Origin of the sequence: Methylovirgula ligni (genome assembly GCF_004135935.1) — a bacterium.
GTDB lineage: Bacteria > Pseudomonadota > Alphaproteobacteria > Rhizobiales > Beijerinckiaceae > Methylovirgula > Methylovirgula ligni.
The window spans coordinates 2247984-2270544 of record NZ_CP025086.1; the positions used below are offsets into that span (position 1 = coordinate 2247984).

Consider the following 22561-nt stretch of genomic DNA (forward strand, 5'->3'; position numbering starts at 1 on the left):
AGACCTTCGATGCCGAAATTGAAGCTGCTTCTTGGGTTCATTCTTGTCGCATTCCTGCTGACTGGCGCTTCGCCGGTTCTCGCGCGCCATCATCATCACCACCATCATTACGATGAAGATGCCGCGGCCTCCGGCCTCGCCGGCGATACGCTGCTCATTATTCGCCATGCGGAAAAGCCCGCGGGCGATAACAGCGGCCCAGGCCTCGCGCCGGCGGGAGTCGCGCGCGCCAAAGCCTATGTGGATTATCTCCAGCATTTGCGGATCGACGGCGCGCCGGTGAAAATCGACGCGATTATCGCGACTGCGGATTCGCAAGACAGCGACCGCCCGCGCCTGACGGTCACGCCCTTCGCGCAAGCAAGCGGGCTCAAGATCGAGCAGCCCTTTCCCGACAAGGAAGTGAAGGCTCTGGCGCATTGGCTCGCGGCAGGCGAACCCCACCGCACCGTCCTCATCGCCTGGCATCACGGCAAGATGCCGAAACTTCTGAACCAGCTTGGCGCGAACCCCGACGAACTCTTGCCCGACGGCTATTGGCCGGAAGACACCTACGACTGGGTGATCCTGCTGCGCTACGATGACGACGGGCAGCTTTCGGAATCCAAGAGAATCATCGAGCCCGCGTTTGCCGATTGAGGGCAGGGCGAATGCTTTCCGGCCTCAGCTCTTCAGCCGGTAACCCGTCTTGAAGATCCAGGCGACAATGCCAAGGCACAGCACGAGAAACAGCAAGGTCATACCGAGGCTGATGCCGACATTGACATCCGACAGACCGTAAAAGCTCCAGCGGAAACCGCTGATGAGATAGACGACGGGATTGAACAGTGTGACGCCGCGCCAGAACGGCGGCAGCATGTCGATCGAATAGAAGCTGCCGCCGAGGAAGGTGAGCGGCGTCACGATCAAAAGCGGGATCAATTGCAGCTTCTCGAAATTATCCGCCCAGATGCCGATGATGAAACCGAAAAGGCTGAAGGTGACGCTCGTCAGAACGAGAAAGGCCAGCATCCAGAAGGGATGCAGGATGTGGAGATCGACGAAGAGCGCGGCGGTCGCCAGCGTCAGCAGGCCGAGGCCGGCCGCCTTCGTTGCCGCCGCGCCGACATAGGCGATGACGATTTCAAACGCCGAGATGGGTGCCGACAGGATTTCATAGATCGTGCCGACAAAGCGCGGAAAATAGATACCGAACGAGGCGTTGCTGATGCTCTGCGTCAGCAGGCCCAGCATGATGAGGCCGGGCACGATGAAGGCGCCGTAGCTCACCCCGCCGACATGCGAGATGCGCGAACCGATCGCCGAACCGAAGACGACGAAATAGAGCGAGGTGGACAGCACGGGCGAGATGATGCTCTGCAGAAGCGTGCGCCGTGTGCGTGCCATCTCATAGATGTAGATCGCGCGGATCGCTTGGAAATTCATGATGCCTTCCGGATCAGGCTGACGAAAATATCCTCGAGCGAGCTTTCCTCCGTGCGCAGGTCGCTGATCGCGATCCCCGCCGCGTTGAGGTCATTGAGCAATTGGGCGATCTGCGTCTCGGCGCCATTCTCGCCATAGGTATAGACGAGTTCGCGGCCGCCTTCGGCCAAGGTCAGCGGATGGATTGCCAGAGCAACAGGCACTTGCGCGAGTGGCGTGGCGAGCGTCAGCGTCAGTCGCTTTTTGCCGAGCTTTTGCATCAGCCGTTTCTTGTCTTCGACAAGGATCAGTTCGCCCTGGCGGATGACGCCGACGCGGTCGGCCATCTCCTCGGCCTCTTCGAGATAATGCGTGGTGAGGATGATCGTCGTGCCCGCCGTGCGCAATTTACGCACGAGCTGCCACATACTATGGCGCAATTCGACATCGACACCGGCGGTCGGCTCGTCGAGAAAGAGAATCTCGGGCTGGTGCGACAGCGCCTTGGCGATCATCAGGCGTCGCTTCATCCCGCCTGAGAGCGTGCGTGCCTGGCTGTCCTTGCGATCCCAGAGTGCGAGATCGCGCAGCAGGCTTTCGAGATAGGCATCATCCGGCTTCTTGCCGAAAAGGCCACGGCTGAGCTTGACCGTGGCCCAGACGTTCTCGAAGAAATCGATGGTCAATTCCTGCGGCACGAGGCCGATCAGCGACCGCGCGCCGCGATAGTCGCGGATGATATCGTGGCCATCGGCGGTGATCTTGCCCGCAGTCGGCGTGACGATGCCGCAGATGATGCTGATCAGCGTTGTCTTGCCGGCGCCGTTGGGGCCGAGCAGAGCGAAAATCTCGCCCTTGTTGATCTCAAGGCTCACGTCCTTCAGCGCCGCGCGGCCGCCGGCATAGGTTTTCGACAGATGACTGACGGAAATGACAGGGGGCATGTGCAAGACGCTTTGAGGGCGGTAAGGGTCGAAACGAAGCAGGCTTTTAGCCCATCTGCATGGCGTTTGGCCAATCGGCTAAAGCGCGGGCGTCTCACGGATCGGAGAACAGGGAAAGTTCACGCTTCGCGCTGTCCTCGCTATTGCCTCGATCGTCTTTGCGCCGCCGCGCGCTCTCATTGTCCCAGACTTCACGGATCACGGCGAATAGGAACGCAGTGGTCAATCCAAACAAGAGTGTACCATTTAGAGATTCGAACGCGCCCATCAACTGCCATTGCGCTTTCAGATACAGATTCTCATGGCCATACGTGGTCATCGCGCTGAGAGAATAGAGCATGGCCGACCGGCCGTCGGGCAAGGCGTCGAGGAATCGATAGGCGGCGGCCCAGATCATCCCTTCGACCCCGTGCAGAATCGTGACGAGCAGAATCACGAGTCCCATCGACATGACGAACATCGGGGCGAAGCGCCGGCGGCCAACCGACCGGTTCATGACGTAAATCATTCCGCTGAAGATGAGCACGAGGCCGACGACGTGAACGATGACGCACACGACGACCAAAGGCAGGCTCCAAATCCAGTCGAGGGCCCAGGCGGCGTGAAAGGCACTATGCATTTTCCAGCTCTTGTTGGGGTTCAGCGGGGCGGTGAATCGATCTGGAATCCCTATGTCGTTGTTGTCATGCAATCAACGCCGCAGATCATTAGTTTCAACCTGCCGGGCAAGTTCCTGTAACAGTCCATCGTGTCGCCAGCGCCAGGCGCGATTCCGCCGCGCTAAAACGGAAAACGGCAGGAGGCGCAGAAAGAACAAAAAAAGAACTTGCATGAGAGAACAAATAGCGTACATTAGCGTTGTCGTGGCAGCAGCGCTGCATGTTCCGCGATCGGCATTGCACTTGTCCGCGCGCCCATGTCAGAAGGAAATATCCGATGAGCCAAGCGAATCTCCGCCTTGTGGAAGGAACATCCGTGGACAAGACCAAGGCGCTCGACGCCGCCGTATCCCAGATCGAGCGCGCCTTCGGCAAGGGCTCGATCATGCGACTCGGCAAGAGCCCGACGGTTGAAATCGAGACCGTATCGACGGGTTCTCTCGGGCTCGACATCGCGCTTGGCGTCGGCGGTCTGCCGCGTGGCCGGGTGGTGGAGATTTATGGCCCGGAATCCTCCGGCAAGACGACGCTGACGCTGCATGTCATCGCCGAAGCGCAGAAGTTGGGTGGTGTCTGTGCTTTCATCGACGCCGAACATGCGCTCGATGCCGTCTATGCCCGCAAGCTTGGCGTCAATCTCGACGAGCTGTTGATCTCCCAGCCGGATACGGGTGAGCAGGCGCTTGAAATCACCGATACTTTGGTCCGCTCCGGTTCGGTCGACGTGCTCGTCATCGATTCCGTCGCGGCGCTGACGCCGCGCGCCGAAATCGATGGCGAAATGGGTGACAGCCAGCCGGGCCTGCAAGCGCGGCTGATGAGCCAGGCGCTGCGCAAGCTCACCGCCTCCATCTCCAAGTCCCATACGATGGTGATCTTCATCAATCAGATCCGGATGAAGATCGGCGTCATGTATGGAAGCCCCGAGACGACGACCGGCGGCAACGCGTTGAAATTCTATGCCTCGGTCCGGCTCGATATCCGCCGCATCGGCTCGATCAAGGATCGCGAGGAGGTCGTCGGCAATCAGACCCGCGTAAAAGTCGTCAAGAACAAGGTCGCGCCGCCCTTCAAACAGGTCGAGTTCGACATCATGTATGGGGCCGGCATTTCGAAGACCGGCGAATTGGTCGATCTTGGCGTCAAGGCTGGCATCGTTGAAAAATCCGGCGCCTGGTTCTCCTATGACAGCCAGAGACTCGGCCAAGGCCGTGAAAACGCCAAAACCTATCTGAAGAACAATCCGGACGTCGCCGACCGGATCGAGCAGGCGATCCGCGAAAATTCCGGCCTGATCGCCGAGCGCATTCTCGATCCCGGCGAGGCCGAGGACGGCGAACTCGACGGCTGAGTTGCACCGCGCGTTTGGCGTTCGGGCGGCTCGACAGAGGAAGGGTGGAAAGCTAGAAGACGGCTTTCCCTTCCCGCTGGATGGTCGCGGCCCGTTTACTGGCGCGCGCATGGATGCAGAATATGAACGGCGTCAACGAGATCAGGACCGCGTTTCTCGACTATTTCGGCCGTCGGGGGCATGAAATCGTCGCGTCCTCGCCGCTCGTCCCGCGCAACGATCCGACGTTGATGTTCACCAATGCGGGGATGGTGCAGTTCAAGAACGTCTTTACCGGCGTCGAGAAGCGGCCCTATACGCGCGCGGCGACGGCGCAGAAATGCGTCCGCGCCGGCGGCAAGCATAACGATCTCGATAATGTCGGCTACACGGCGCGCCACGCCACGTTCTTCGAGATGCTCGGCAATTTTTCCTTCGGCGATTATTTCAAGACCGAGGCGATCGAGTTTGCCTGGACCTTCATCACGCAAGTTCTGGAGCTTCCCAAGGAAAAGCTACTCGTCACCGTCTATTACGACGACGACGAAGCTTTCGCGCTATGGAAGAAGATCGCCGGCTTTGCGGATTCAAAGATCATTCGCATCGCGGGTTCAGATAATTTCTGGCAGATGGGCGACACCGGCCCATGCGGCCCGTGCTCGGAGATTTTCTTCGACCGGGGCGAGAAATTTGCGGGCGGGCCGCCCGGCAGTCCGGACGAGGACGGCGATCGGTTTCTGGAATTCTGGAACCTCGTCTTCATGCAATATGAGCAGATCGCGCCGGGCGAGCGGGTAGGGCTGCCGCGCCCGTCGATCGACACCGGCATGGGGCTCGAACGTATTTCGACCTTGCTGCAAGGCGTGCCGTCGATTTTCGATATCGATCTGATGCGCGCTTTGGTGTCGGCCGTCGCAAGCGCCACCGGCGTCGATCCGGACGGTCCGCAGAAGGCGAGCCATCGCGTCATCGCCGATCATCTACGCTCCTCCGCTTTTCTTGTCGCCGATGGCGTTCTGCCCTCGAACGAGGGACGCGGCTATGTGCTGCGGCGGATCATGCGCCGCGCCATGCGCCACGCGCAGCTTCTCGGCGCCCGCCAGCCGCTGATGTGGCAGCTCGTGCCGGTCCTGGTGCGTGAGATGGGGCAGGCCTATCCGGAGCTGGTGCGGGCGCAGGCGCTGATCGTCGAGACCTTGCGGCTTGAGGAGACGCGGTTTCTCAATACTTTGTCGCGCGGTCTTGCGATCCTCGAGGAGGAGACGCGCACTCTGCCCGCGGGCGGAATTCTCGCCGGCGCGACCGCGTTCAAGCTCTACGACACCTACGGCTTTCCGCTCGATCTGACGCAGGATGCGCTGCGCGGCCGGGGCATCGACGTCGATGTCGAGGGGTTCAACACCTCGATGGCGCAGCAGCGCGCCGAGGCGCGCAAGGCCTGGGCCGGGTCCGGCGAGGCAGCGACCGAATCGATCTGGTTCGGCCTCAAGGAGCGGGTCGGCGCGACGGACTTTCTTGGCTATGCGACAGAGACGGCGGAAGGCGTCGTCGTCGCTCTGCTCAAGGACGGCCGCGAGGTCGAGCGGCTCGCCGCCGGCGAGACAGGCCAGGTAGTCCTCAACCAGACGCCGTTCTATGGCGAATCGGGCGGTCAGGTGGGCGACACCGGCTTCATCCGCGCGCAGAACCTCGGCTTTCGCGTGACCAATACGCAGAAGAAGCTGGGCGATCTTTTCGTCCACGACGGCGTGGTCGAGAGCGGCCTCGTCACGGTCGGCCTGCCGGTCGAGCTCGACGTCGATCATGGCCGCCGGGGCGCGATCAGAGCCAATCATTCGGCCACGCATCTGTTGCATGAGTCGTTGCGCCGGGTCCTGGGTGATCACGTCGCGCAGAAGGGCTCGCTTGTCGCGCCGGATCGGCTGCGGTTCGATTTCGCCCATCCCAAGCCTATTTCGCCGGAAGAACTGGCCGAGGTCGAGGACATCGCCAATCGTGTCGTGCTGCAGAATGCGCCGGTCGAGACGCGGCTGATGGATGTGAATGCGGCGATCGAGTCGGGCGCCCGCGCCCTGTTCGGCGAGAAATATGGCGATCAGGTTCGCGTCGTCTCGATGGGCGATGCGTTGGAGACGGCGGAGGGCGCGCGCGCCAATGCCGCGTTCTCCATCGAGCTCTGCGGCGGCACGCATGTGCGCCGTACGGGCGATATCGGCCTCATTTCGATCGTGGCGGAATCCCCCGTCGCGGCGGGCGTGCGCCGCATCGAGGCGAAGACGGGCCTTGCCGCGCGCCGGCATCTGAACGCGCAGGCGCACGGCTTCCAGGAGCTCGCGCATCTGCTCAAGGCGCCGGAGGATGAGGCGGCCACGCGCCTTGCCCATGTGCTCGATGAGCGCCGCAAACTCGATCGCGAATTGAGCGAGGCGCGCAAGCGTCTGGCGATGGGCGGCGGCGCGGCGCAAGCGGCGGTCGAGGAGATCGGCGGCGTCAAATTCTTCCGCAAGGAGGTCGCCGGCGTCGAGATGAAGGATCTGAGGTCGCTGGCCGACGAAGCGAAGCAGAGTCTCGGGTCCGGCATCGTCGGTATCGTCGGGGTCGATACGGAGGGCAAAGCGGGTGTCGTCGTCGGCGTGACCGACGATCTCACCTCGCGCTTCGACGCTGTGACGCTGGTGCGCGTCGCGGCGGTGCAACTCGGCGGCAAGGGTGGCGGCGGCCGGCGTGATCTCGCCCAGGCTGGGGGTCCGGATGGCGGCAGTGCGGGGGCGGCGCTGGGCGCCATCGCTGCGGCATTGCAGCAAACGCCGGACGCCGCCTGAGGAAGCCGATCTTTGCCGGGTCATGGAACTCGCGACGCCCCGCTGCCGTTGACGCTTCGGCAAGGGAGAGCGCCATGAACTTCGGCAATTTGCTGTATTGGGCCCTGATTTTTCTCGTGGTTGCGATCGTCGCGGGCGTGCTGGGTTTCGGCGGTCTCGCCGGCGCTGCGGGCCAGATCGCGCATGTGCTGTTCTGGATCGCGATCATCCTGCTGGTCGTCTCCCTGGTCCTCGGCTTGCTGCGGCGTTAGCGATCCTTGGAACTAATTGTCGATCTCGACGGCCCGATGCGCTAGGTTCTCCTGAAAAGGCGGATGGAAGAGTTTCCGTAACCGCGAAACGGAGGACGCCATGGAGATTCACGAACGCAAATCGAAGACGTCCCTGCCGTTGGACTGGTCGGCCGGCGGTTATTCGGTGGCGGCGAAGACCCTGCAACGGCTCGCCGAGGACATCAGCAATATTTCGGCGGTGAATTTCGAGCGCAACGCCAGGCTCGTCGAGGATTTGCGCGGCGCGCGCACTGTCGAGGATCTGGTCTCGATCCAGACCAAATTCATGGCCGCCATGTTCGAAGCCTTCAACGAAAATGTCCGATTGATGGGCTCGCGTCTCGCCGATCTTCGCACCGGCATTGTTGAGGGTGTCCAGAGCGCGCCGGCTGAAGCCCCGGCGCCAGCCGAGGCAGCAAGCCCGCCACTCGCGACGGGCCTGGAGCAGGCGATCGCCGCGACTAATGTGGCGACCTTGGCCAGCCTCAGGGCAAGCCAGGAAATCACCCGCTCGGCTTTCGAGGCGGCTGAAAAAGCGGCCGAGACGATCAACAGCGCGGCGCGTAGCGCGTTCCCCAATGATGTCCTGCCGCCGGCTTCGACAGGCAGCGGGAGCTGAGAGAGTCTACGATGGCCGGTGTCGGCGCTTAACGCGAGGTGATGGCGTTGCGCAGCGCAATGGCGTCGGCGATGTGATCGAGCTTCTCGAGACTCGCGCCGGTGCCGCGGATGCGGACCGACCCATAGCCGAGGAGGCGGCCGGCGAGCGATTGATCGACATCGACCGATTCGACCTTGTCCATGTTCATCTCGACCGTATGGCGCCGGACGAAGCCGGTCTTGTAGATCACGCGCGTCGTCGTGACCGCGATCTCGGTGCTGAAGCTGCGAAGCCAGGTGAGGAAACCGACCGCAAGCCCGAGCGCGCCGAAGATGAAGGCGAGGCTCAAGACCGCAAATTTCAGCCCGTTCTGGTCGCCGGTAAAACGCAATGCTGCGGCAGCGAGTCCGGCAAGGATAAGGAGCAGGATCGCCCGCCGATAGATGATCCAATGCAAATGGCCGTCGAACAGGACTTTTTCGTCGGGCTGCAGAATTTGCGTCAGATAACTCATAGGCGACATTAACCCGCCGCCGGTGTTTGGCCAAGGATTGTCCACCGGGAACGGCTTCATCAATCGGATGAAACACTGGCGACACGGCATTGTGCTGCCACAAATTTTTGTGACGATTTGCTGCGAGACGCACGTTGACGGTTACAGATCGTCCTTGTGGCCTTGCGATGTAAACTGGTCCAAGATGACTGTCCCCGTGAGGAGAGGCAAAATCGCAATGGCGGAAGCGAATACGACATCTCTCGAAGCGGCCGTAACCCGCGCGGCCGAGGCAGCGCTTGACCGTATCGCCGCGGCGCGCGCGGCGCTCGGCACGGTTATTTTCGGCCAGCAGACGGTCATCGAGGAGGCACTGGTCACTTTGCTGGCCGGCGGTCACGGGCTGCTTGTCGGCGTGCCGGGCCTCGCCAAGACCAAACTGGTCGAAACCCTCGGCAAGGTTCTCGGCCTCAATGCGCGGCGCGTGCAGTTCACGCCCGATCTCATGCCGGCCGATATTCTCGGCTCCGAAGTGCTGGAGGAGACGGCCGACCGCCGCCGCAGCTTTCGTTTCGTGCCGGGGCCGATCTTCGCGCAATTGCTGATGGCGGACGAGATCAACCGCGCCAGCCCGCGCACGCAGTCGGCGCTGCTTCAGGCGATGCAGGAGCATCATGTCTCCATCGCCGGCGAGCGGTATGATCTGCCCGAGCCCTTCCATGTTCTTGCGACGCAGAACCCGCTTGAGCAGGAGGGCACCTATCCTTTGCCGGAAGCGCAGCTTGACCGCTTTCTGATGCAGATCGATGTGCCTTATCCCGACCGCGCGGCGGAAAAGCAGATCCTGATCGAAACCACCGGCGACAAGGATCAAGAGGCCCGGCAAGCGATGACGACGGAGGATCTGCTGACGACCCAGCGTCTCGTGCGGCGCCTGCCGGTTGGCGAACAGGTTGTCGAGGCGATCCTCGATCTGGTCCGTTCCGCCCGTCCGGGCGAGGGCAACACCGCGATCACCCAGCACATCGCCTGGGGACCGGGACCGCGCGCGGCGCAATCCCTCATGCTGGCCACCCGGGCGCGCGCGCTTGTTGATGGGCGTCTGTCGCCGTCGATCAGCGATGTCGCGGCGCTGGCCGAGCCGGTGCTGAAACATCGCATGGCGCTGACCTTCGCCGCCCGCGCGGAGGGAGAGACCATACCCGGCATCATCGCCAAGCTGACGCAGAAGCTCGGCTGACGATGAGCGATGTCCGCCTGCTTGATCGTTCGGAGCAGCAGGTTTCCGCCGCGACCGAAGGCAGTGCGCTTTCTCTCGCTGCGAAACTGCCGGACCTCGTCGTTGCGGCAAAGGAGGTCGCCTCGAGTGTGGTGCATGGCGTGCATGGCCGCCGCCGGGCGGGCATCGGCGAAACCTTCTGGCAGTTCCGTCCGTTCGTGCCGGGTGAATCGGCAGCGGGCATCGATTGGCGCCGCTCGGCCCGCGACGATCGCCTGTATATCCGCGAGCGCGAATGGGAAACCGCTCATACGGTCGCGATCTGGATCGACCGCTCGCCGTCGATGGGCTTTATCTCCTCGCTTGCACGCCAGTCGAAGATCGACCGCGCGCTTATGCTGGGTCTCGCTGCCGCCGATCTTCTCGTGCGAGGCGGCGAGCGAGTGAGTCTGCTCGGCCTGACGCGGCCGCTGGCGACGCGCGGCATCATCCCGCATTTCGTCGAGGCCATGTTGATCGAGGAGCGCACGCCAGGCTATGCGCCGGCGGAATTGCCCGCCAATATCGTTCTGCCGCCGCGCTCCCATGCCGTGCTCATTTCGGATTTCCTGACCGATCCGGCGGCATTGGCGGAACGGATCAGGCTGCTCGCGGCGCGCGGCGCGCACGGGCATCTCGTGCAGATCGCCGATCCCGCCGAGGAGACCTTTCCCTTCACCGGACATACGGAATTTCTCGACGTCGATTCCAACGCGCGTCTGCGGGTGGGGCAGGCGGAGAGTTTTCGCCGCGACTATATTGCCCGGCTCACCGCGCATCGCGAGGCGGTGAAGCAGGCAGCGCGGCAGAGCGGCTGGAGTTTCCTGCCGCATCGGACGGACCGTCCGGCCTCCGAAGCGCTGCTGGCGCTGCGGATGCGGCTTGAGACGGATAATCCGGGGATAGCGCGCTGATGCTGGGCCTGCCGCTCGCCTTCGCCTTTCCGCTGGTTCTTGCCGCGCTCGCCGGCTTGCCGGTGCTCTATTACTTGCTGCGGGTAACGCCGCCGCATCCACAGCGCGTGCCGTTTCCGCCGCTGCGTCTCATTCTCGATCTGCGCCCGCAGGACGAGACTGCCGCGCGCACGCCCTGGTGGCTGCTGGCGCTGCGGCTGGCGATTGCCGCCGCGATCATCCTCGCCATGGCGGGGCCGGTGCTCAATCCGTTGCCCGCCGGGGCGGGCGGCAAGGCGCCGCTGCTCATCGTGCTCGATGACGGCTGGGCCGCCGCGCCGAATTGGGAGGTCCGCCAGGCGGCGGCCGAAGAGCGCATCGAAGCCGCGGCGCGGCGCAGCCAGCTTGTCGGCCTTGTCGCGGCCTCGGACGGCGGGCGCGAGATCAGCCTCACCGATGCGACGCATGCGCTCGAGCGGCTGCGGGCGATCAAGCCTCTGCCTTATATTTCGGATCGCGTGGCGCTGGTCGCGCCGATCGCCAAGCTGCTCGGCGCCGCGCCGAAGACGGACATCGTCTGGATCGCCGACGGCCTCTCACGTGGTCACGCGCGGGAATTTGCCGAAAAGCTCGCCGCGCTCGCGCCGCATATCGCGCTGGTGACGGGCGCGCCTTCGGTGCGCGGGCTCGCCGGGCCGGAGAATCGGAGCGATCGACTGCAGGTTCGCGTGCTGCGCGCCACGGCGGACGGGCCGGTGCAGGGCATTGTCCGGGCGCTCGACCTCAAGAGCCTTGCGATCGGCGAGACGCGTTTTGAATTTTCCAAGGGCGCGCTGGAAACCAAAGCGAGTTTCGATCTGCCGGTCGATCTACGCAACGACATCGCCCGGCTCGAGATTCTCGATCAGCACTCGACCGGCGCCGTCTCGCTGCTCGATGCGCGCTGGAAGCGGCGTACCGTCGGCATCGTCAGTGATGAAACCGCCGATGTCTCGCTGCCCCTGCTGGCGCCGAACTATTATCTGCATAAGGCGCTGGCGCCCTTCGCCGACGTGCGCGAGGCACGGCCCGGAACGCCCGATCCCATCGCCGTGCTGCTCGATCAACATCCCGCAGTCCTGATCCTCGCCGACGTCGGCACCGTATCGGACGCCGACCATGCGCTGCTCACGCAATTCGTCGAGGAGGGCGGCCTGCTGCTGCGCTTCGCCGGGGCGCGGCTCGCGGCGGCCTCCGACGATCTTGTGCCCGTACGGCTACGGCGCGGCGGCCGTGTGCTTGGCAGCGCGCTGTCGTGGGAGACACCAAAGCGCCTCGCGCCTTTCGATGCACAGAGCCCCTTCGTCGGTCTCAAGGTGCCGGGCGAAGTGACGGTACGCCGTCAGGTCCTGGCCGAGCCCGATGCCGACGTGCCGGGAAAGACCTGGGCGCATCTTGTCGATGGCACGCCGCTCGTGACCGCAGCGCCCGACGGCAAGGGCATGATCGTCCTCTTCCATGTTACGGCGGACACGACCTGGTCGAACCTGCCGCTCTCGGGTCTTTTCGTCGATATGCTGCACAAGATCGTCGATCTTTCCACGGCTCTGGCCAAGCCCACGGGCGGGTCCGGCGGCGAAGCACAAAAGAGCGCCGTGGTGCCACCGACCAGCATTCTCGATGGCTTCGGCGTGCTCGGCGCGCCGCCGCCGACCGCCAAGCCCGTTCCCGTCAATTTCGTGGGTGCGGGCACCGCTGAACATCCGCCGGGCTTTTATGGTCCGCCCGATCAGCTTCTCTCGGTCAATGCGCTCGGCCCCAATGACGATTTGCGCGCGGCGGACTTCTCAGGCCTCGGCTTTGCGCAGGAGGCTTTGCGGCGGCCGGTGCCGACTGACTTGCGGCCGGCGCTTCTTGCGGTGGCCTTTCTCCTCTTCATCGTCGATGCCTTGGCCTCGCTGTGGCTCTCCGGCGGTTTTCCGCGCCGTTTCGGTCGCGCCGCGGCGGCGCTGGCGCTCATCGGCCTCGCCGCAAGTTTCACCCCCGGCCACGTAAAGGCCGCGCCGCGGAGCGATGCGCCGCTGTCGCAAAGCGATCTGCAATCGGCTCTGAATACGCGACTTGCCTATATCATCAGCGGCGATCCGGACGTTGATGCGGAGAGCAAGGGCGGCCTGACGACGCTTTCACAAGTGCTGGCGCAACGCACGTCGCTGATTCCCGGCGCGCCCGTCGGCGTCGATCCGGCCCGCGACGAACTCGCTTTCTATCCCATGATCTATTGGCCGATTGTCGCCGGACAGCCGCAGCCCTCGCCGGCGGCGATCGCCAGGATCGCCGCTTATATGAGGCAGGGCGGCACGATCGTCTTCGATACGCGCGACGCCTTGACCGCGCATCCGGAGGGGCCGCCGACGCCCGAGGCGCTCTGGCTGCGCCAGCTCCTCCACGGCGTCGATGTGCCGCCGCTCGAGCCGATCCCGCCCGATCATGTCGTGACAAAGACCTTCTATCTTATCGACGGATTCGTCGGCCGTTACGAGAACGGCCAAACCTGGATCGAGTCCCTGCCGCCGCCGAATCCGGCCGATGGGGCGCGGCCGGCGCGCGCCAGCGACAGCGTTTCGCCCATCCTCATCACCTCGAACGATCTTGCCGCTGGCTGGGCTGCGGACGAGAATGGCGATAGCCTCTACGCGCTGATGCCGGGCGGAGCGCGCCAGCATGAATTGGCGCTGCGCGGCGGCGTCAATCTCGTGATGTACACGCTGACCGGAAATTACAAGAGCGACCAGGTGCACGTCCGCGATCTTCTGGAGCGGCTGGCGCATTAGGCGCTTCGTACAGTCCAGTCACTTCGCCTGCAGCGTTTCGGAAAGTTCGCGGAAGGCGTCGCGCGAGAGCGGCGATGCGGGCGACTGCTGCAAGGCGTCGTAAAGCTTCGGCACCAGCGTCACGATCTGATCGAGCTCGGTGTCCTGGCCTTGCTGATAGCCGCCCATCAGCCGCAGGTCGCGCGTATCCTCGTAACGCGCGATCATGGATTTCAGCTTCAGCACCAGCGTTTGCTGCTCCTTGGTCCAGACGTGCTGCGCCAGGCGCGAGATCGAGGAGAGCACATTGACGGCCGGAAAGCGGCCGAGATCGGCGATGGCGCGGTCGAGCACGATATGCCCGTCGAGCGTGCCGCGAATATTGTCCGCGACCGGATCATTATGATCGTCGCCATCGACGAGAACCGAGAAAACTCCCGTGATCGAGCCGCTGCCCTCGGCGCCGGGGCCGGCGCGCTCCAGCAATTTCGGCAGATCGCTGAAGACGCTCGGCGCATAGCCGCGCGCGACCGCCGGCTCCCCCGCCGCGAGCGCGACATCGCGCGCCGCATGGGCAAAGCGCGTCACCGAATCGATGATCAGCAGCACGTTCTCGCCGCGGTCGCGGAAATACTCGGCGATGGTCATGGCGGTCTTCGGAGCAAGCCGGCGCATCATCGGGCTCTCGTCGCCGGTCGAAACGACCGTGACCGCGAGCCGGCGATTCTGGCCGAGCGAATCGTCGAGGAATTCGCGCACCTCGCGGCCGCGCTCACCGACCAGCCCGACAACCACGGCGCTGAAGCCCTTGGCTCCGGCAAGCATGCCCAGCAAGGTCGATTTGCCGACGCCGGAGCCGGCAAAGACGCCGATGCGCTGGCCGGCGCAGAGCGGCATGAAAAGATCGATGGCGCGCACGCCGGTGCGCAGCGGCGTTTTCACACGCGCCCGGTTCAGCGCCAGCGGCGGTGGCGATTCGATCGAGCGCGCATGTTCGCCGCGCAGCAGCGCGCCTTGACCGTCGATCGGCCGGCCGAGCGCGTCGATGACGCGGCCCTTCCAGCTCTCGTCCGGCGAGAGGTGAAGCGGGCCGATGCGAAAGGCGCGATCGCCGATGCCAGCCGCGACGGTCGCGTCGAAACTCTTGACCGTCGAACCTGTGGGATCGATGCGCACGACCTCGCCAAGCTGCATCTGGCTATCGTGTTGGAGGCCGACACATTCGCCAAGCTTGAGGAAGTGCGACAGGCCGCTGATGCGGTAATGCGAGGGCGCGACCTCGCTGACGACGCCGCTGACGCGAAGATCGCCAATTTCCTCGACGCCGTAATTGACGGCCTCCTCGAGGCGCGCGAGCGCCGACATCAGCCAACCTCCGCGTGAAGGCTCACGCGGTGCCGCCGAGAATCGGCAGTGCGTCCTTCAAGGTGCTTTCGTTCTTCTCGGCGCCACCGGTGATGCTTTCGAAGGCGCGGGAGATGGTGATGAGCTTCGCCATTTCGAGGATGGGATTGACGTTCGAGCCTTCGACGTGGCCCTGGACGATGCCATTGATATCGAAGTCAAGCACTGGCGTTGCCGGCTTGTCGGGGATGACGCCGGAATTTTCATAGCGACTGAACTTGGCGCTCGAGTCGATCTGGAACAGGCCGATCGCGCCGACCTGCCGTCCGTTTTGGGTAATCATGCCGTCGCCGGAGATCACGGGTTGTCCGGCGGTCGGATCGAGAATGATCGGCGTGGCGCCCGCATCGAGAATGGGATGGCCGGCGAGCGATTCAAGCTCGCCCGTCTGACGCATGCGCATGCGGCCGTCGCGCGTATAGACAGTGCCGCCGGGGGTCTGGATCGCGAGCCAGCCTTCGCCCTGGATGGCGATATCGAGCGGGTTGCCGGTCGCGATGAGCGGCCCCTCGGTGCGGGTGATATAATCACGGCCCGAACTCGCGTAGGCGACAGGCTCGTCGCCGGAGCGTGAGACATAGGTGTGGAAGCTGACGCCGGCCGCGCGATAACCGATCGTGTTCATGTTGGCGACGTTCAGCGCCAGGGAATCGAGCCGCTTTTCCAGCGTCAATTGCGCCGACAGCGAAACATAGGGGCCGGATTGCATGCGTCACGATCCTCCTAATTTGAGGTTGGCTATGCTCAGAAGAAGGCTTTGGCTGATGCTTGGTTGCGATACGAGCATCGCGACCGTGGGAGGGCTGCTGTTGCCACCCATTGGATTCTGCGCGTCATAGGAAGCGGTAAAGCGCTCGATGAATTTCTGCAGATAAGTCGGATCCTGCAGCTTGCTGATATCGAGCAATTGGCCAACTGTTTTGGCTTCGGTATCGACATTCCCCAATGAAAAGGTCGTGGGAAGGTTGAACGCCGTCTCAAAGACTTTCAAAAGCGTCTGATCGCCGAGGATGCTGTAGGGGCTGGTGATCTGCGACGCCATGCGCTTGAAATAGAGCGCCATCTGCGCGCCCTGGTTCTGCTGGCCGACGTTGTTTTCCACTGTCTGCTCATAAAAATTGCTGACCGTGGTCTGCTGCGTCGTCTCTGACTGGGTCGTGGCGGTTCCATTTTCGTTGAAATTGAAGGCAGCGGCGAGCGCGGAATAGCGCGGATCGTTGAGACTGGCGGCGAAACTGCCAGATCCTGTGCCGCCCTCGAGAACCTTGGTGATCAGCGCCTTCGCGTTCAATTCGTCGCCGAGGCCGAAGGCATTCATCACATAATTGTAGAGCTTGGAATTGTTGACGAGTTGCTTGGCGCTGGTCACGCTGCCGATATTCGCCAGAAAATAGTTCGTCTGCTGTTTGACCGCAGGCTCCGTCGCGACAGACGAAGCGAAATTCGATCCCGTGCGCGTGACGGCATTGTAGAGTTGGGTGGCAGTGAGCACAGATCGCTCCTTCGCAAATCGCCTTCCTTACTGGCGCCGCTGGCTTGTCCGGGCCTGACCAATGTAGCGGGCGGTCTCCGCTGAGCCTTCCAGCCCGTCGCGATTTCAGCTTCGGGCAAGCCTGCGGGCTTACGACAAAGCGTGCTCAAAGGCGGAGGGGCGGCCTTGAACTTTGTCATCGGCTTGGTGATCGCGATGGGCTGTATCGTCGGCGGCTATGCCAGCGAGGGCGGCCATTTGTCGGTCATTTGGCAGCCAATGGAATATCTCATGATCGCCGGTGCCGCGGTCGGCACGTTCATCATCGCCAACTCGCTCTCGACGATCAAGGACACTGGCCGCGCCGTGATGGATGGCGTCTTGGGCAAGGCGCCGACCCAGCGTGATTATCTCGACGTTCTGGGTGTCCTCTATGCGCTGATGCGCGAGTTGCGCGGCAAGGCGCGCAACGAAGTCGAGGCGCATGTCGATAATCCCGACGAATCCGAAATCTTCCGCAACTTTCCCAATGTCCTCAAGGACAGCGAACTGACGCATTTCATCTGCGATTACGTCCGGCTGCTGATCGTCGGCAATGCACGCACCCATGAAATCGAAGCGCTGATGGACGAGGAGATCGAGACGATCACCCATGACCGGCTGAAGCCGTACTACTCCTTGATCGCGGTGAGCGACGCGATGCCGGCGCTCGGTATCGTCGCGGCGGTGCTGGGTGTTATCAAGGCGATGGGGGCGCTCAACCAATCTCCAGAGCTTCTGGGCGGTCTGATCGGTTCGGCGCTTGTCGGAACCTTCGGCGGCATTCTGCTGTCTTACGGGGTCACTTCACCGCTGGCGCATAAGATCAGGGTGACGCGCGAGAAGCGCCTGCGCTTTTACTTCATCGTCAAACAGACGCTGCTCGCCTTCATGAATGGGGCCATGCCGCAGATCGCCCTTGAGCACGGACGCAAGACGATTTCCTCCCACGACCGGCCGACGATCGACATGGTCGAGAATGAGACCATTTCCGGGGGCGGCGTTTCCAGGCAGGCGGCATGACGCACCGTGGCAAAGCCTCGACTGAAGCCGATGCGCATATGAGCGCGCCGGAGCGCCTGTTCGACTCGGCGGGTGTCTCGCTCGATCGCATGCCTATGCTGCGCGTCATTTTCGACCGTCTGGCGATGCAATGCTCGGAGAACGCGCGCCAGCTCTCGACGGCGCCTGCCTATTTCAGCGTCCATTCGATCAAGACCGAACGTATCGGAAAAATTCTCGAGGCGGCCGAAGGCAAGGCGGTCGTCGCCGTATTGCATGTCCAGGCCTGGGACGCGCGTATCATGGTCGGGCTCGACAACAAGCTCATCTTTGCGCTCGTCGAGGCCCTATTCGGCGGCGACGGCAGCGAATCGCCCTATATCGAGAATCGCGCTCTGACGAATATCGAGATGCGCGTCGCGCAGAAGGCGTTCGATCTCATCACCCGGGCGCTGCACAAGGCTTTCTCGGTGATCGAGGAGACGCATTTCAAGTTCGAGCGGGTCGAGACGCGCATGGACTTCGCGGTCGTCGCGCCGCGCAACAATTTCGCCGTCCTGGCCAAGCTCAATTTGCGTATTCTCGGCCGCGCCGGCGAGTTCTTCGTCGCCATTCCGCAGGCGGCCCTCAACCCGATCCGGCAGAGCTTGACGGCCGATCGCAGCAACGACGCCGCGACGCCCGACCCGCGCTGGAGCAAGCAGATCAAGACCGAGGTCGGCAAGGCCGAGGTGATGGTTCAGGCGATCATCGAGGAAGACGGCTTTACGCTTGGCGATATCGCCGCCCTGAAGGTCGGCAATGTGCTGCAGTTGAAGGCCACGCCGAAGAGCCGGGTGAAACTCGAATGCAATTCCGAACCGCTGTTCTGGTGCCAGCTTGGCCAGGCCGAAGGCAAATATACTCTAAGGGTCGACGACATCGTCGATGCCGAGCAGGAATTCCTGGATGGGCTGGTCAACCACTAAAGTTTTGGGGCTGGGGCGGCAGGGAAGGTTAACCTTCCCCGAGGCAGACTCGTGGCCGGGAAACAAAGGCGCTGTGTCATGACTGAGAATGAGGCCTCCCAATTCAGCATTTCCGATCTCGGCGATGATGCCGCCGCGGCGCCGGCCGGGGCGGCGGAGGGCGGGCGCAACATCGAGGCGATCCTGCGCATCCCGATCACGCTTCAAGTCGTGCTCGGCTCGGCCAGCATGCCCGTCGCAAATCTGTTGAAGCTCGGGCGCGGTGCCGTCGTTCCGCTCGATCATCGTGTCGGCGAGCCGGTCGATGTCGTCGTCAACGGCCGCGTCGTGGCGCGGGGAGAGGTGGTCGTGGTCGAGGACGATACGTCCCGCTTCGGTGTCTCGCTCACCGAGGTCATCGGCCCGAACGCCGCAGGCGAGCGCTGATTGATGTCCACGGAGCCTATTCCGACCGCGCTGCCGCCGAGTGCCCAGCTCAATGGGCCCGCGAAAGTCGCGGCGTTGCTGCTCGCAATGGGCAAACCGCTGGCGAGCCGGCTGCTCAAGCATTTCGATCAGGATGAGCTGCGCGAGATAACCCGTTCGGTTGCGGAGCTTGGCGTCGTGTCGATGCCGGTCATCGAAGAGACGATTGAGGAATTCGCGGGCAATTTCGTCAAGGGCACGGGGCTCATGATCTCCCCGGGCGACGCGGAACATCTTCTCTCGGGCCTGCTCTCGCCCGAGGAGATTTCCGATATCATGTCGGATGTCACGGGCAATTCAAACCAGTCCATCTGGCAGCGGCTTTCAAGCGTTTCGGAAGTCATTTTCGCCGGCTATCTCGTCAAGGAGCATCCGCAGACGGGCGCGGCCATCCTGTCGAAGGTCACGCCGGTTTGCGCAGCGAAGGTCATGGGGCAATTGCCGCGCGAATTGCGTAACGAGGTCATGCGCCGGATGGTCGGCATCGCGCTGGTGTCGGAGCCGGCGATGCGCATCATCGAAAGCACCTTGCAGGAAGACCTGCTCGTCAATGTGGCGCGCAACAATCGCAACGCGCACAACGGCCGCATGGCGGACATCATCAACAAGATGGAACGCGAGCAGATGGAGGACGTTCTGTCCAGCCTCGCCGAAGCGCGGCCGAAGGTGGCCGAGGTTTTGCGCGGCCTGCTCTTCACCTTCGACGACATCATCAAGCTTCCGGCCAAATCGCGGCTCGTGCTGTTCGATCAGATTCCGACAGAGCGCGTGGTTCTCGCATTGAAGGGAACGGACGCGGGCTTCCGCAATGCTATCCTGTCGACGCTCTCGACCCGCGCGCGCCGGATGGTCGAAACGGAACTCGCCAATGGCAGCCCGGCGCCGCACCGCGAAGTCGTCAAGGCGCGCCGGATGATCGCCGATCTTGCCCTGGAAATGGCCGAGCGCGGCGACCTCGAACTCAATTCTGAAGAAGACGACGAAGAAATCTACTGACGGGATGATGCGCTGAAATGGCGGAAAAGCCCGACAGAGACAGTCGCACAGAAGAAGCCACCGAAAAGAAAGTCCGCGACGAGATTGAACGCGGCAACGTGCCCGTCTCGCGTGAAGTCTCGATCTTTGCTTTCGCGGCGGGGCTACTCGTCGTCATGGCTTTCTTCCTCAAGACCGGCGCGGCCGATCTCGTCCTCATCCTTGAGCGGCTGCTCGACAATACCAACGATTGGCGCTTATCGACGGGTTATGATGCTGTCGCCCTGTGCGGCCTCATCGCGAAGCAAGCCGGGGGCCTGCTCGTTCCCGCCTTCATCATCTTCATCGTCGCGGGTCTGGGCGCGTCCTTCTCGCAAAATGCACCGCGATTCGTCCTCCGGCGTATCCAGCCGGATTTTTCGCGCATTTCGCCCTCGGAGGGCTGGCATCGGCTGTTCAGCGCCCGTGGCGCCACGGAATTTCTGAAAAGCGTCGTCAAGTTCGTCGCCATCGCTCTGGTGGTCACCGCCATGCTTCAGGCAGACCGGCTGCAGTTCGTCAACGCCGTGTTTGTCGATCCGAACGCCATACCGGACCTCATCAATCAGATGGCGATGCGGTTCGTGGCGGGCATCACCGTCGCAACCCTGCTGCTGGTGACTGCCGACATCGTCTGGTCGCGAATCAATTGGCGCCGCGAACTTCGGATGAGCCGTCAGGAGGTGAAGGACGAGGCCCGGCAGATCGAAGGCGATCCGCTGGTCAAGGCGCGCATGCGCTCGCTGGCCCTTGACCGGCGGCGGCGTAACATGATCGAGGCCGTGTCACGCGCGACGATGGTCGTCGCCAACCCGACGCACTATGCCATCGCGTTGCGCTATGTGCGCGAGGAGGGCGGCGCTCCCGTCGTGCTGGCGAAGGGCAAGGATCATATCGCCCTGCGAATCCGCGCCATGGCCGAGGAAAATGATATTCCCGTCATCGAAGACAAGGCTCTCGCAAGGTCCATGTACGAAAGTGTCGAAGTTGACCGGATGATACCGTCGGAATTCTATCGAGCCGTGGCGGAATTGATCCATTTGCTTCAACGGCACGAGCGCCGCAAGGCGCCAGTACATTGAGAGTTTCGCGATGCAGGCTGATTCATGCAGCGATCACTCCTTTCTGCGGGCGAAGGCCATTGCGGACGGGATCATGGACGTGGCAGCTGAATTGCGGCTGATGAACGCCGCCGATTACATTTCCTTCATTCATCTTGAGCAGTTCAACAACATCCGCGACATCGTCAATTCCTCGATGGAGCTTTATTTCAAGCACGGCACCCTGTCTTACGGATGCTCCGCCGATTACGAGCTTGAATGGGATCGCCCGCCTTCGATCCTCCTCGATCTCGAGTTTCGCCATCATGAGATATCGGTGCGGTTCAACCTTGTCCTGAAGGCCGCCCACGCGAGCGTGGAAATCTGCGATATTTCCTTCGCCTCGGGGGCGCAGGATGAGGCGGATGTCACGCGCCGTCTCGTCGCGGCGATTGCCGACGCCAGGCTGCCCACACGGCCCTGCTGAGCGGGCTGCCGCCAGCCTGGGGCAAGATTTCCCGCCTAGGATTCTTGCAGGACTTGATAAGCGGGCGCCATCTTGGAACCGATCTACCTCTTTGACCTCGCATCGACGCAGCAGAACTGGCTTGCGACACGGCAAGCGGTCGTGGCGCAGAATATCGCGAACGCGAATACGCCGGGCTATGTCGCCAAGGAAGTAGCGCCGTTCAAGAACGTCTACGACCAGACGCAGCTTGACCTTGTTTCGACCAGTCCCGGCCACATGGCTCTCGACCCGCTCAACGCGGACGATGCGACGAAGGATGCTTCGCCTTGGGAAGTGGTTCCATCGGGCAATTCCGTCAGCATGGAGCGCGAGATGCTGAAGGCGAACGAGGTCAGTCGCGAATATTCGATGAACACTGCGATCGTTAAGGCTTTCGCCCAGATGTACACCGTCAGCGTGAAAGGCTCGTGATGATAGATCCGATCGACGCCGCGATAGAGGTCGCGACTTCCGGCCTTGAGGCGCATTCGACGCGGATGCGCGTCATCTCCGAAAACTTGGCCAACGCCGAGTCGACCGCTTCGGTGCCCGGCGGCAATCCCTATACGCGCAAGCTCGTCACGTTCGAGGATGAGATGGATCAGGCGAGCGGCGTCGATCTCGTCAAGGTCAAGACCGTCGGCCTCGACAAGGAGCCGTTCCGGGTCGAATACGACCCTGGCAATCCCGCCGCCGATGCGAGTGGATTCGTCAAGCTGCCGAACGTCAACCTCATCACCGAAATGGCGGATATGCGTGAGGCAAACCGGTCCTATTCCGCCAACATTCAGGTCGTCAAGCAGGCGCGTGAGCTCTACACGATGACCGTCGATCTCATGAGGAATAACTGATGATTCCCGCGCTTTCGCTTCTGGGGTCCGTCGCGGCCGGCGCCGCGGATAGCGTCTCTTCGCTCGTGCCGGGGGTTGCCGGTTCCGGTTCTGCATCCGCTCCGGCGCCGACGGATTTCGGCTCCGTGCTCGCCCAGGTCACGGGTGACGCCGTCGATAAGCTGAAGGTTGGCGAGGCGACGGCGATTTCCGGTCTGCAGGGAAAGTCCTCCGTGCAGGATGTGACGAAGGCTGTGATGGATGCGCAGCAGTCCCTGCAAACGGCAGTCGCGATCCGCGACAAGGTCGTCTCGGCCTATCAAGAAGTCAGCCGCATGTCGATTTGAGGGGT

24 protein-coding genes are annotated in these 22561 nt (G+C 62.8%); 17 read left to right on the plus strand and 7 right to left on the minus strand.

The window, feature by feature from the left end; translation table 11 throughout:
* Positions 1–9 precede the first annotated feature (9 nt).
* Positions 10–639 (plus strand): flagellar basal body-associated protein FliL, encoded by a 630-nt coding sequence (locus CWB41_RS10835; RefSeq protein ID WP_245411285.1) that lies wholly within the window; start codon positions 10–12, stop codon positions 637–639.
* A 24-nt stretch (positions 640–663) separates the two neighbouring features.
* On the opposite strand, the gene CWB41_RS10840 is transcribed toward CWB41_RS10835, so the two are convergent.
* From CWB41_RS10840 to CWB41_RS10850, 3 genes are all read right to left on the minus strand, one after another.
* A complete protein-coding gene (locus CWB41_RS10840; protein WP_115836707.1) occupies positions 664–1425 on the minus strand; it encodes an ABC transporter permease in 762 nt (253 codons plus the stop codon).
* The gene (locus CWB41_RS10845; RefSeq protein WP_115836706.1) at positions 1422–2348 is read right to left on the minus strand and encodes an ABC transporter ATP-binding protein; all 927 of its coding nucleotides are present in this window, start codon (positions 2346–2348) and stop codon (positions 1422–1424) included. Before CWB41_RS10845 ends, CWB41_RS10840 begins: the two co-directional genes overlap by 4 nt.
* A 94-nt stretch (positions 2349–2442) precedes the next feature.
* Complete coding sequence (locus tag CWB41_RS10850) at positions 2443–3039, minus strand: hypothetical protein (RefSeq protein WP_181902966.1); 597 nt, start codon at positions 3037–3039, stop codon at positions 2443–2445.
* A 245-nt stretch (positions 3040–3284) separates the two neighbouring features.
* On the opposite strand from CWB41_RS10850, the gene recA reads away from it, so the two are divergent.
* From recA to CWB41_RS10870, 4 genes are all read left to right on the plus strand, one after another.
* Positions 3285–4358, plus strand: coding sequence for a recombinase RecA (recA, locus tag CWB41_RS10855; RefSeq protein ID WP_115836705.1), 1074 nt, complete (start codon positions 3285–3287; stop codon positions 4356–4358).
* Positions 4359–4480: 122 nt separating this feature from the next.
* Positions 4481–7159 (plus strand): alanine--tRNA ligase, encoded by a 2679-nt coding sequence (gene alaS / locus CWB41_RS10860; protein ID WP_115837096.1) that lies wholly within the window; start codon positions 4481–4483, stop codon positions 7157–7159.
* A gap of 89 nt (positions 7160–7248) precedes the next feature.
* Entirely contained in the window at positions 7249–7410 is a 162-nt protein-coding gene (locus tag CWB41_RS10865; RefSeq protein WP_115837095.1) for a DUF1328 family protein, read from the plus strand.
* 100 nt (positions 7411–7510) lie between these two features.
* Positions 7511–8050, plus strand: coding sequence for a phasin family protein (locus CWB41_RS10870; RefSeq protein ID WP_115836704.1), 540 nt, complete (start codon positions 7511–7513; stop codon positions 8048–8050).
* A gap of 28 nt (positions 8051–8078) precedes the next feature.
* On the opposite strand, the gene CWB41_RS10875 is transcribed toward CWB41_RS10870, so the two are convergent.
* On the minus strand, positions 8079–8555 hold the full coding sequence (locus CWB41_RS10875; RefSeq protein ID WP_165204270.1) for a PH domain-containing protein: 477 nt from the start codon (positions 8553–8555) through the stop codon (positions 8079–8081).
* A gap of 208 nt (positions 8556–8763) precedes the next feature.
* Between CWB41_RS10875 and CWB41_RS10880 the strand changes: the two genes are divergently transcribed.
* Genes CWB41_RS10880 through CWB41_RS10890 form a run of 3 tightly spaced genes read left to right on the plus strand, consistent with a single transcriptional unit; the run spans position 8764 to position 13489 of the window.
* Positions 8764–9765 (plus strand): AAA family ATPase, encoded by a 1002-nt coding sequence (locus CWB41_RS10880; RefSeq protein WP_115836702.1) that lies wholly within the window; start codon positions 8764–8766, stop codon positions 9763–9765.
* Positions 9766–9767: 2 nt separating this feature from the next.
* On the plus strand, positions 9768–10697 hold the full coding sequence (locus tag CWB41_RS10885; RefSeq protein ID WP_115836701.1) for a DUF58 domain-containing protein: 930 nt from the start codon (positions 9768–9770) through the stop codon (positions 10695–10697).
* Positions 10697–13489, plus strand: a complete 2793-nt coding sequence (locus CWB41_RS10890) for a DUF4159 domain-containing protein (RefSeq protein WP_115836700.1) — start codon at positions 10697–10699, stop codon at positions 13487–13489. The genes CWB41_RS10885 and CWB41_RS10890 overlap by 1 nt, the downstream gene beginning before the upstream one ends.
* 18 nt (positions 13490–13507) lie before the next feature.
* Here CWB41_RS10890 and fliI read toward each other — a convergent pair whose 3' ends face one another.
* Genes fliI through CWB41_RS10905 form a run of 3 tightly spaced genes read right to left on the minus strand, consistent with a single transcriptional unit; the run spans position 13508 to position 16364 of the window.
* Positions 13508–14833, minus strand: a complete 1326-nt coding sequence (fliI, locus tag CWB41_RS10895; protein WP_115836699.1) for a flagellar protein export ATPase FliI — start codon at positions 14831–14833, stop codon at positions 13508–13510.
* Positions 14834–14855: 22 nt separating this feature from the next.
* Complete coding sequence (flgF, locus tag CWB41_RS10900; protein ID WP_115836698.1) at positions 14856–15581, minus strand: flagellar basal-body rod protein FlgF; 726 nt, start codon at positions 15579–15581, stop codon at positions 14856–14858.
* A gap of 3 nt (positions 15582–15584) precedes the next feature.
* Positions 15585–16364, minus strand: a complete 780-nt coding sequence (locus CWB41_RS10905; RefSeq protein WP_115836697.1) for a DUF1217 domain-containing protein — start codon at positions 16362–16364, stop codon at positions 15585–15587.
* Positions 16365–16529: 165 nt separating this feature from the next.
* Between CWB41_RS10905 and motA the strand changes: the two genes are divergently transcribed.
* The 9 genes from motA to fliE all read left to right on the plus strand — a co-directional run bounded on the left by motA (position 16530) and on the right by fliE (position 22556).
* Positions 16530–17405, plus strand: a complete 876-nt coding sequence (gene motA, locus CWB41_RS10910; protein ID WP_115837094.1) for a flagellar motor stator protein MotA — start codon at positions 16530–16532, stop codon at positions 17403–17405.
* The gene (locus CWB41_RS10915; protein ID WP_245411284.1) at positions 17402–18352 is read left to right on the plus strand and encodes a flagellar motor switch protein FliM; all 951 of its coding nucleotides are present in this window, start codon (positions 17402–17404) and stop codon (positions 18350–18352) included. Before motA ends, CWB41_RS10915 begins: the two co-directional genes overlap by 4 nt.
* A 78-nt stretch (positions 18353–18430) precedes the next feature.
* Positions 18431–18778: a flagellar motor switch protein FliN gene (fliN, locus tag CWB41_RS10920; protein WP_115836696.1), complete on the plus strand. Its 348-nt coding sequence runs from the start codon at positions 18431–18433 to the stop codon at positions 18776–18778.
* 3 nt (positions 18779–18781) lie between these two features.
* The gene (locus CWB41_RS10925) at positions 18782–19813 is read left to right on the plus strand and encodes a flagellar motor switch protein FliG (RefSeq protein WP_115836695.1); all 1032 of its coding nucleotides are present in this window, start codon (positions 18782–18784) and stop codon (positions 19811–19813) included.
* Positions 19814–19830: 17 nt separating this feature from the next.
* The gene (locus CWB41_RS10930) at positions 19831–20913 is read left to right on the plus strand and encodes an EscU/YscU/HrcU family type III secretion system export apparatus switch protein (protein WP_115836694.1); all 1083 of its coding nucleotides are present in this window, start codon (positions 19831–19833) and stop codon (positions 20911–20913) included.
* Between the two features lie 73 nt (positions 20914–20986).
* Positions 20987–21358: a hypothetical protein gene (locus tag CWB41_RS10935; protein WP_245411283.1), complete on the plus strand. Its 372-nt coding sequence runs from the start codon at positions 20987–20989 to the stop codon at positions 21356–21358.
* A 72-nt stretch (positions 21359–21430) separates the two neighbouring features.
* Positions 21431–21811, plus strand: a complete 381-nt coding sequence (gene flgB / locus CWB41_RS10940; protein ID WP_115836692.1) for a flagellar basal body rod protein FlgB — start codon at positions 21431–21433, stop codon at positions 21809–21811.
* A complete protein-coding gene (gene flgC / locus CWB41_RS10945; protein ID WP_115837092.1) occupies positions 21811–22230 on the plus strand; it encodes a flagellar basal body rod protein FlgC in 420 nt (139 codons plus the stop codon). The genes flgB and flgC overlap by 1 nt, the downstream gene beginning before the upstream one ends.
* On the plus strand, positions 22230–22556 hold the full coding sequence (gene fliE, locus CWB41_RS10950) for a flagellar hook-basal body complex protein FliE (protein ID WP_115836691.1): 327 nt from the start codon (positions 22230–22232) through the stop codon (positions 22554–22556). Before flgC ends, fliE begins: the two co-directional genes overlap by 1 nt.
* Positions 22557–22561 lie beyond the last annotated feature (5 nt).

Bases quoted from the DNA above. Each gene is read 5' to 3' on its own strand.
- alaS (WP_115837096.1), top strand. From the start codon at position 4,481: ATGAACGGCGTCAACGAGATCAGGACCGCGTTTCTCGACTATTTCGGC.
- CWB41_RS10930 (WP_115836694.1), top strand. From the start codon at position 19,831: ATGGCGGAAAAGCCCGACAGAGACAGTCGCACAGAAGAAGCCACCGAA.
- CWB41_RS10925 (WP_115836695.1), top strand. From the start codon at position 18,782: ATGTCCACGGAGCCTATTCCGACCGCGCTGCCGCCGAGTGCCCAGCTC.
- CWB41_RS10935 (WP_245411283.1), top strand. From the start codon at position 20,987: ATGGACGTGGCAGCTGAATTGCGGCTGATGAACGCCGCCGATTACATT.
- CWB41_RS10835 (WP_245411285.1), top strand. From the start codon at position 10: ATGCCGAAATTGAAGCTGCTTCTTGGGTTCATTCTTGTCGCATTCCTG.
- CWB41_RS10890 (WP_115836700.1), top strand. From the start codon at position 10,697: ATGCTGGGCCTGCCGCTCGCCTTCGCCTTTCCGCTGGTTCTTGCCGCG.
- fliI (WP_115836699.1), bottom strand. From the start codon at position 14,833: ATGTCGGCGCTCGCGCGCCTCGAGGAGGCCGTCAATTACGGCGTCGAG.
- CWB41_RS10880 (WP_115836702.1), top strand. From the start codon at position 8,764: ATGGCGGAAGCGAATACGACATCTCTCGAAGCGGCCGTAACCCGCGCG.
- recA (WP_115836705.1), top strand. From the start codon at position 3,285: ATGAGCCAAGCGAATCTCCGCCTTGTGGAAGGAACATCCGTGGACAAG.
- CWB41_RS10840 (WP_115836707.1), bottom strand. From the start codon at position 1,425: ATGAATTTCCAAGCGATCCGCGCGATCTACATCTATGAGATGGCACGC.
- CWB41_RS10870 (WP_115836704.1), top strand. From the start codon at position 7,511: ATGGAGATTCACGAACGCAAATCGAAGACGTCCCTGCCGTTGGACTGG.
- CWB41_RS10885 (WP_115836701.1), top strand. From the start codon at position 9,768: ATGAGCGATGTCCGCCTGCTTGATCGTTCGGAGCAGCAGGTTTCCGCC.
- CWB41_RS10845 (WP_115836706.1), bottom strand. From the start codon at position 2,348: ATGCCCCCTGTCATTTCCGTCAGTCATCTGTCGAAAACCTATGCCGGC.
- CWB41_RS10875 (WP_165204270.1), bottom strand. From the start codon at position 8,555: ATGTCGCCTATGAGTTATCTGACGCAAATTCTGCAGCCCGACGAAAAA.
- fliN (WP_115836696.1), top strand. From the start codon at position 18,431: ATGACTGAGAATGAGGCCTCCCAATTCAGCATTTCCGATCTCGGCGAT.
- flgC (WP_115837092.1), top strand. From the start codon at position 21,811: ATGATAGATCCGATCGACGCCGCGATAGAGGTCGCGACTTCCGGCCTT.
- fliE (WP_115836691.1), top strand. From the start codon at position 22,230: ATGATTCCCGCGCTTTCGCTTCTGGGGTCCGTCGCGGCCGGCGCCGCG.
- CWB41_RS10915 (WP_245411284.1), top strand. From the start codon at position 17,402: ATGACGCACCGTGGCAAAGCCTCGACTGAAGCCGATGCGCATATGAGC.
- flgF (WP_115836698.1), bottom strand. From the start codon at position 15,581: ATGCAATCCGGCCCCTATGTTTCGCTGTCGGCGCAATTGACGCTGGAA.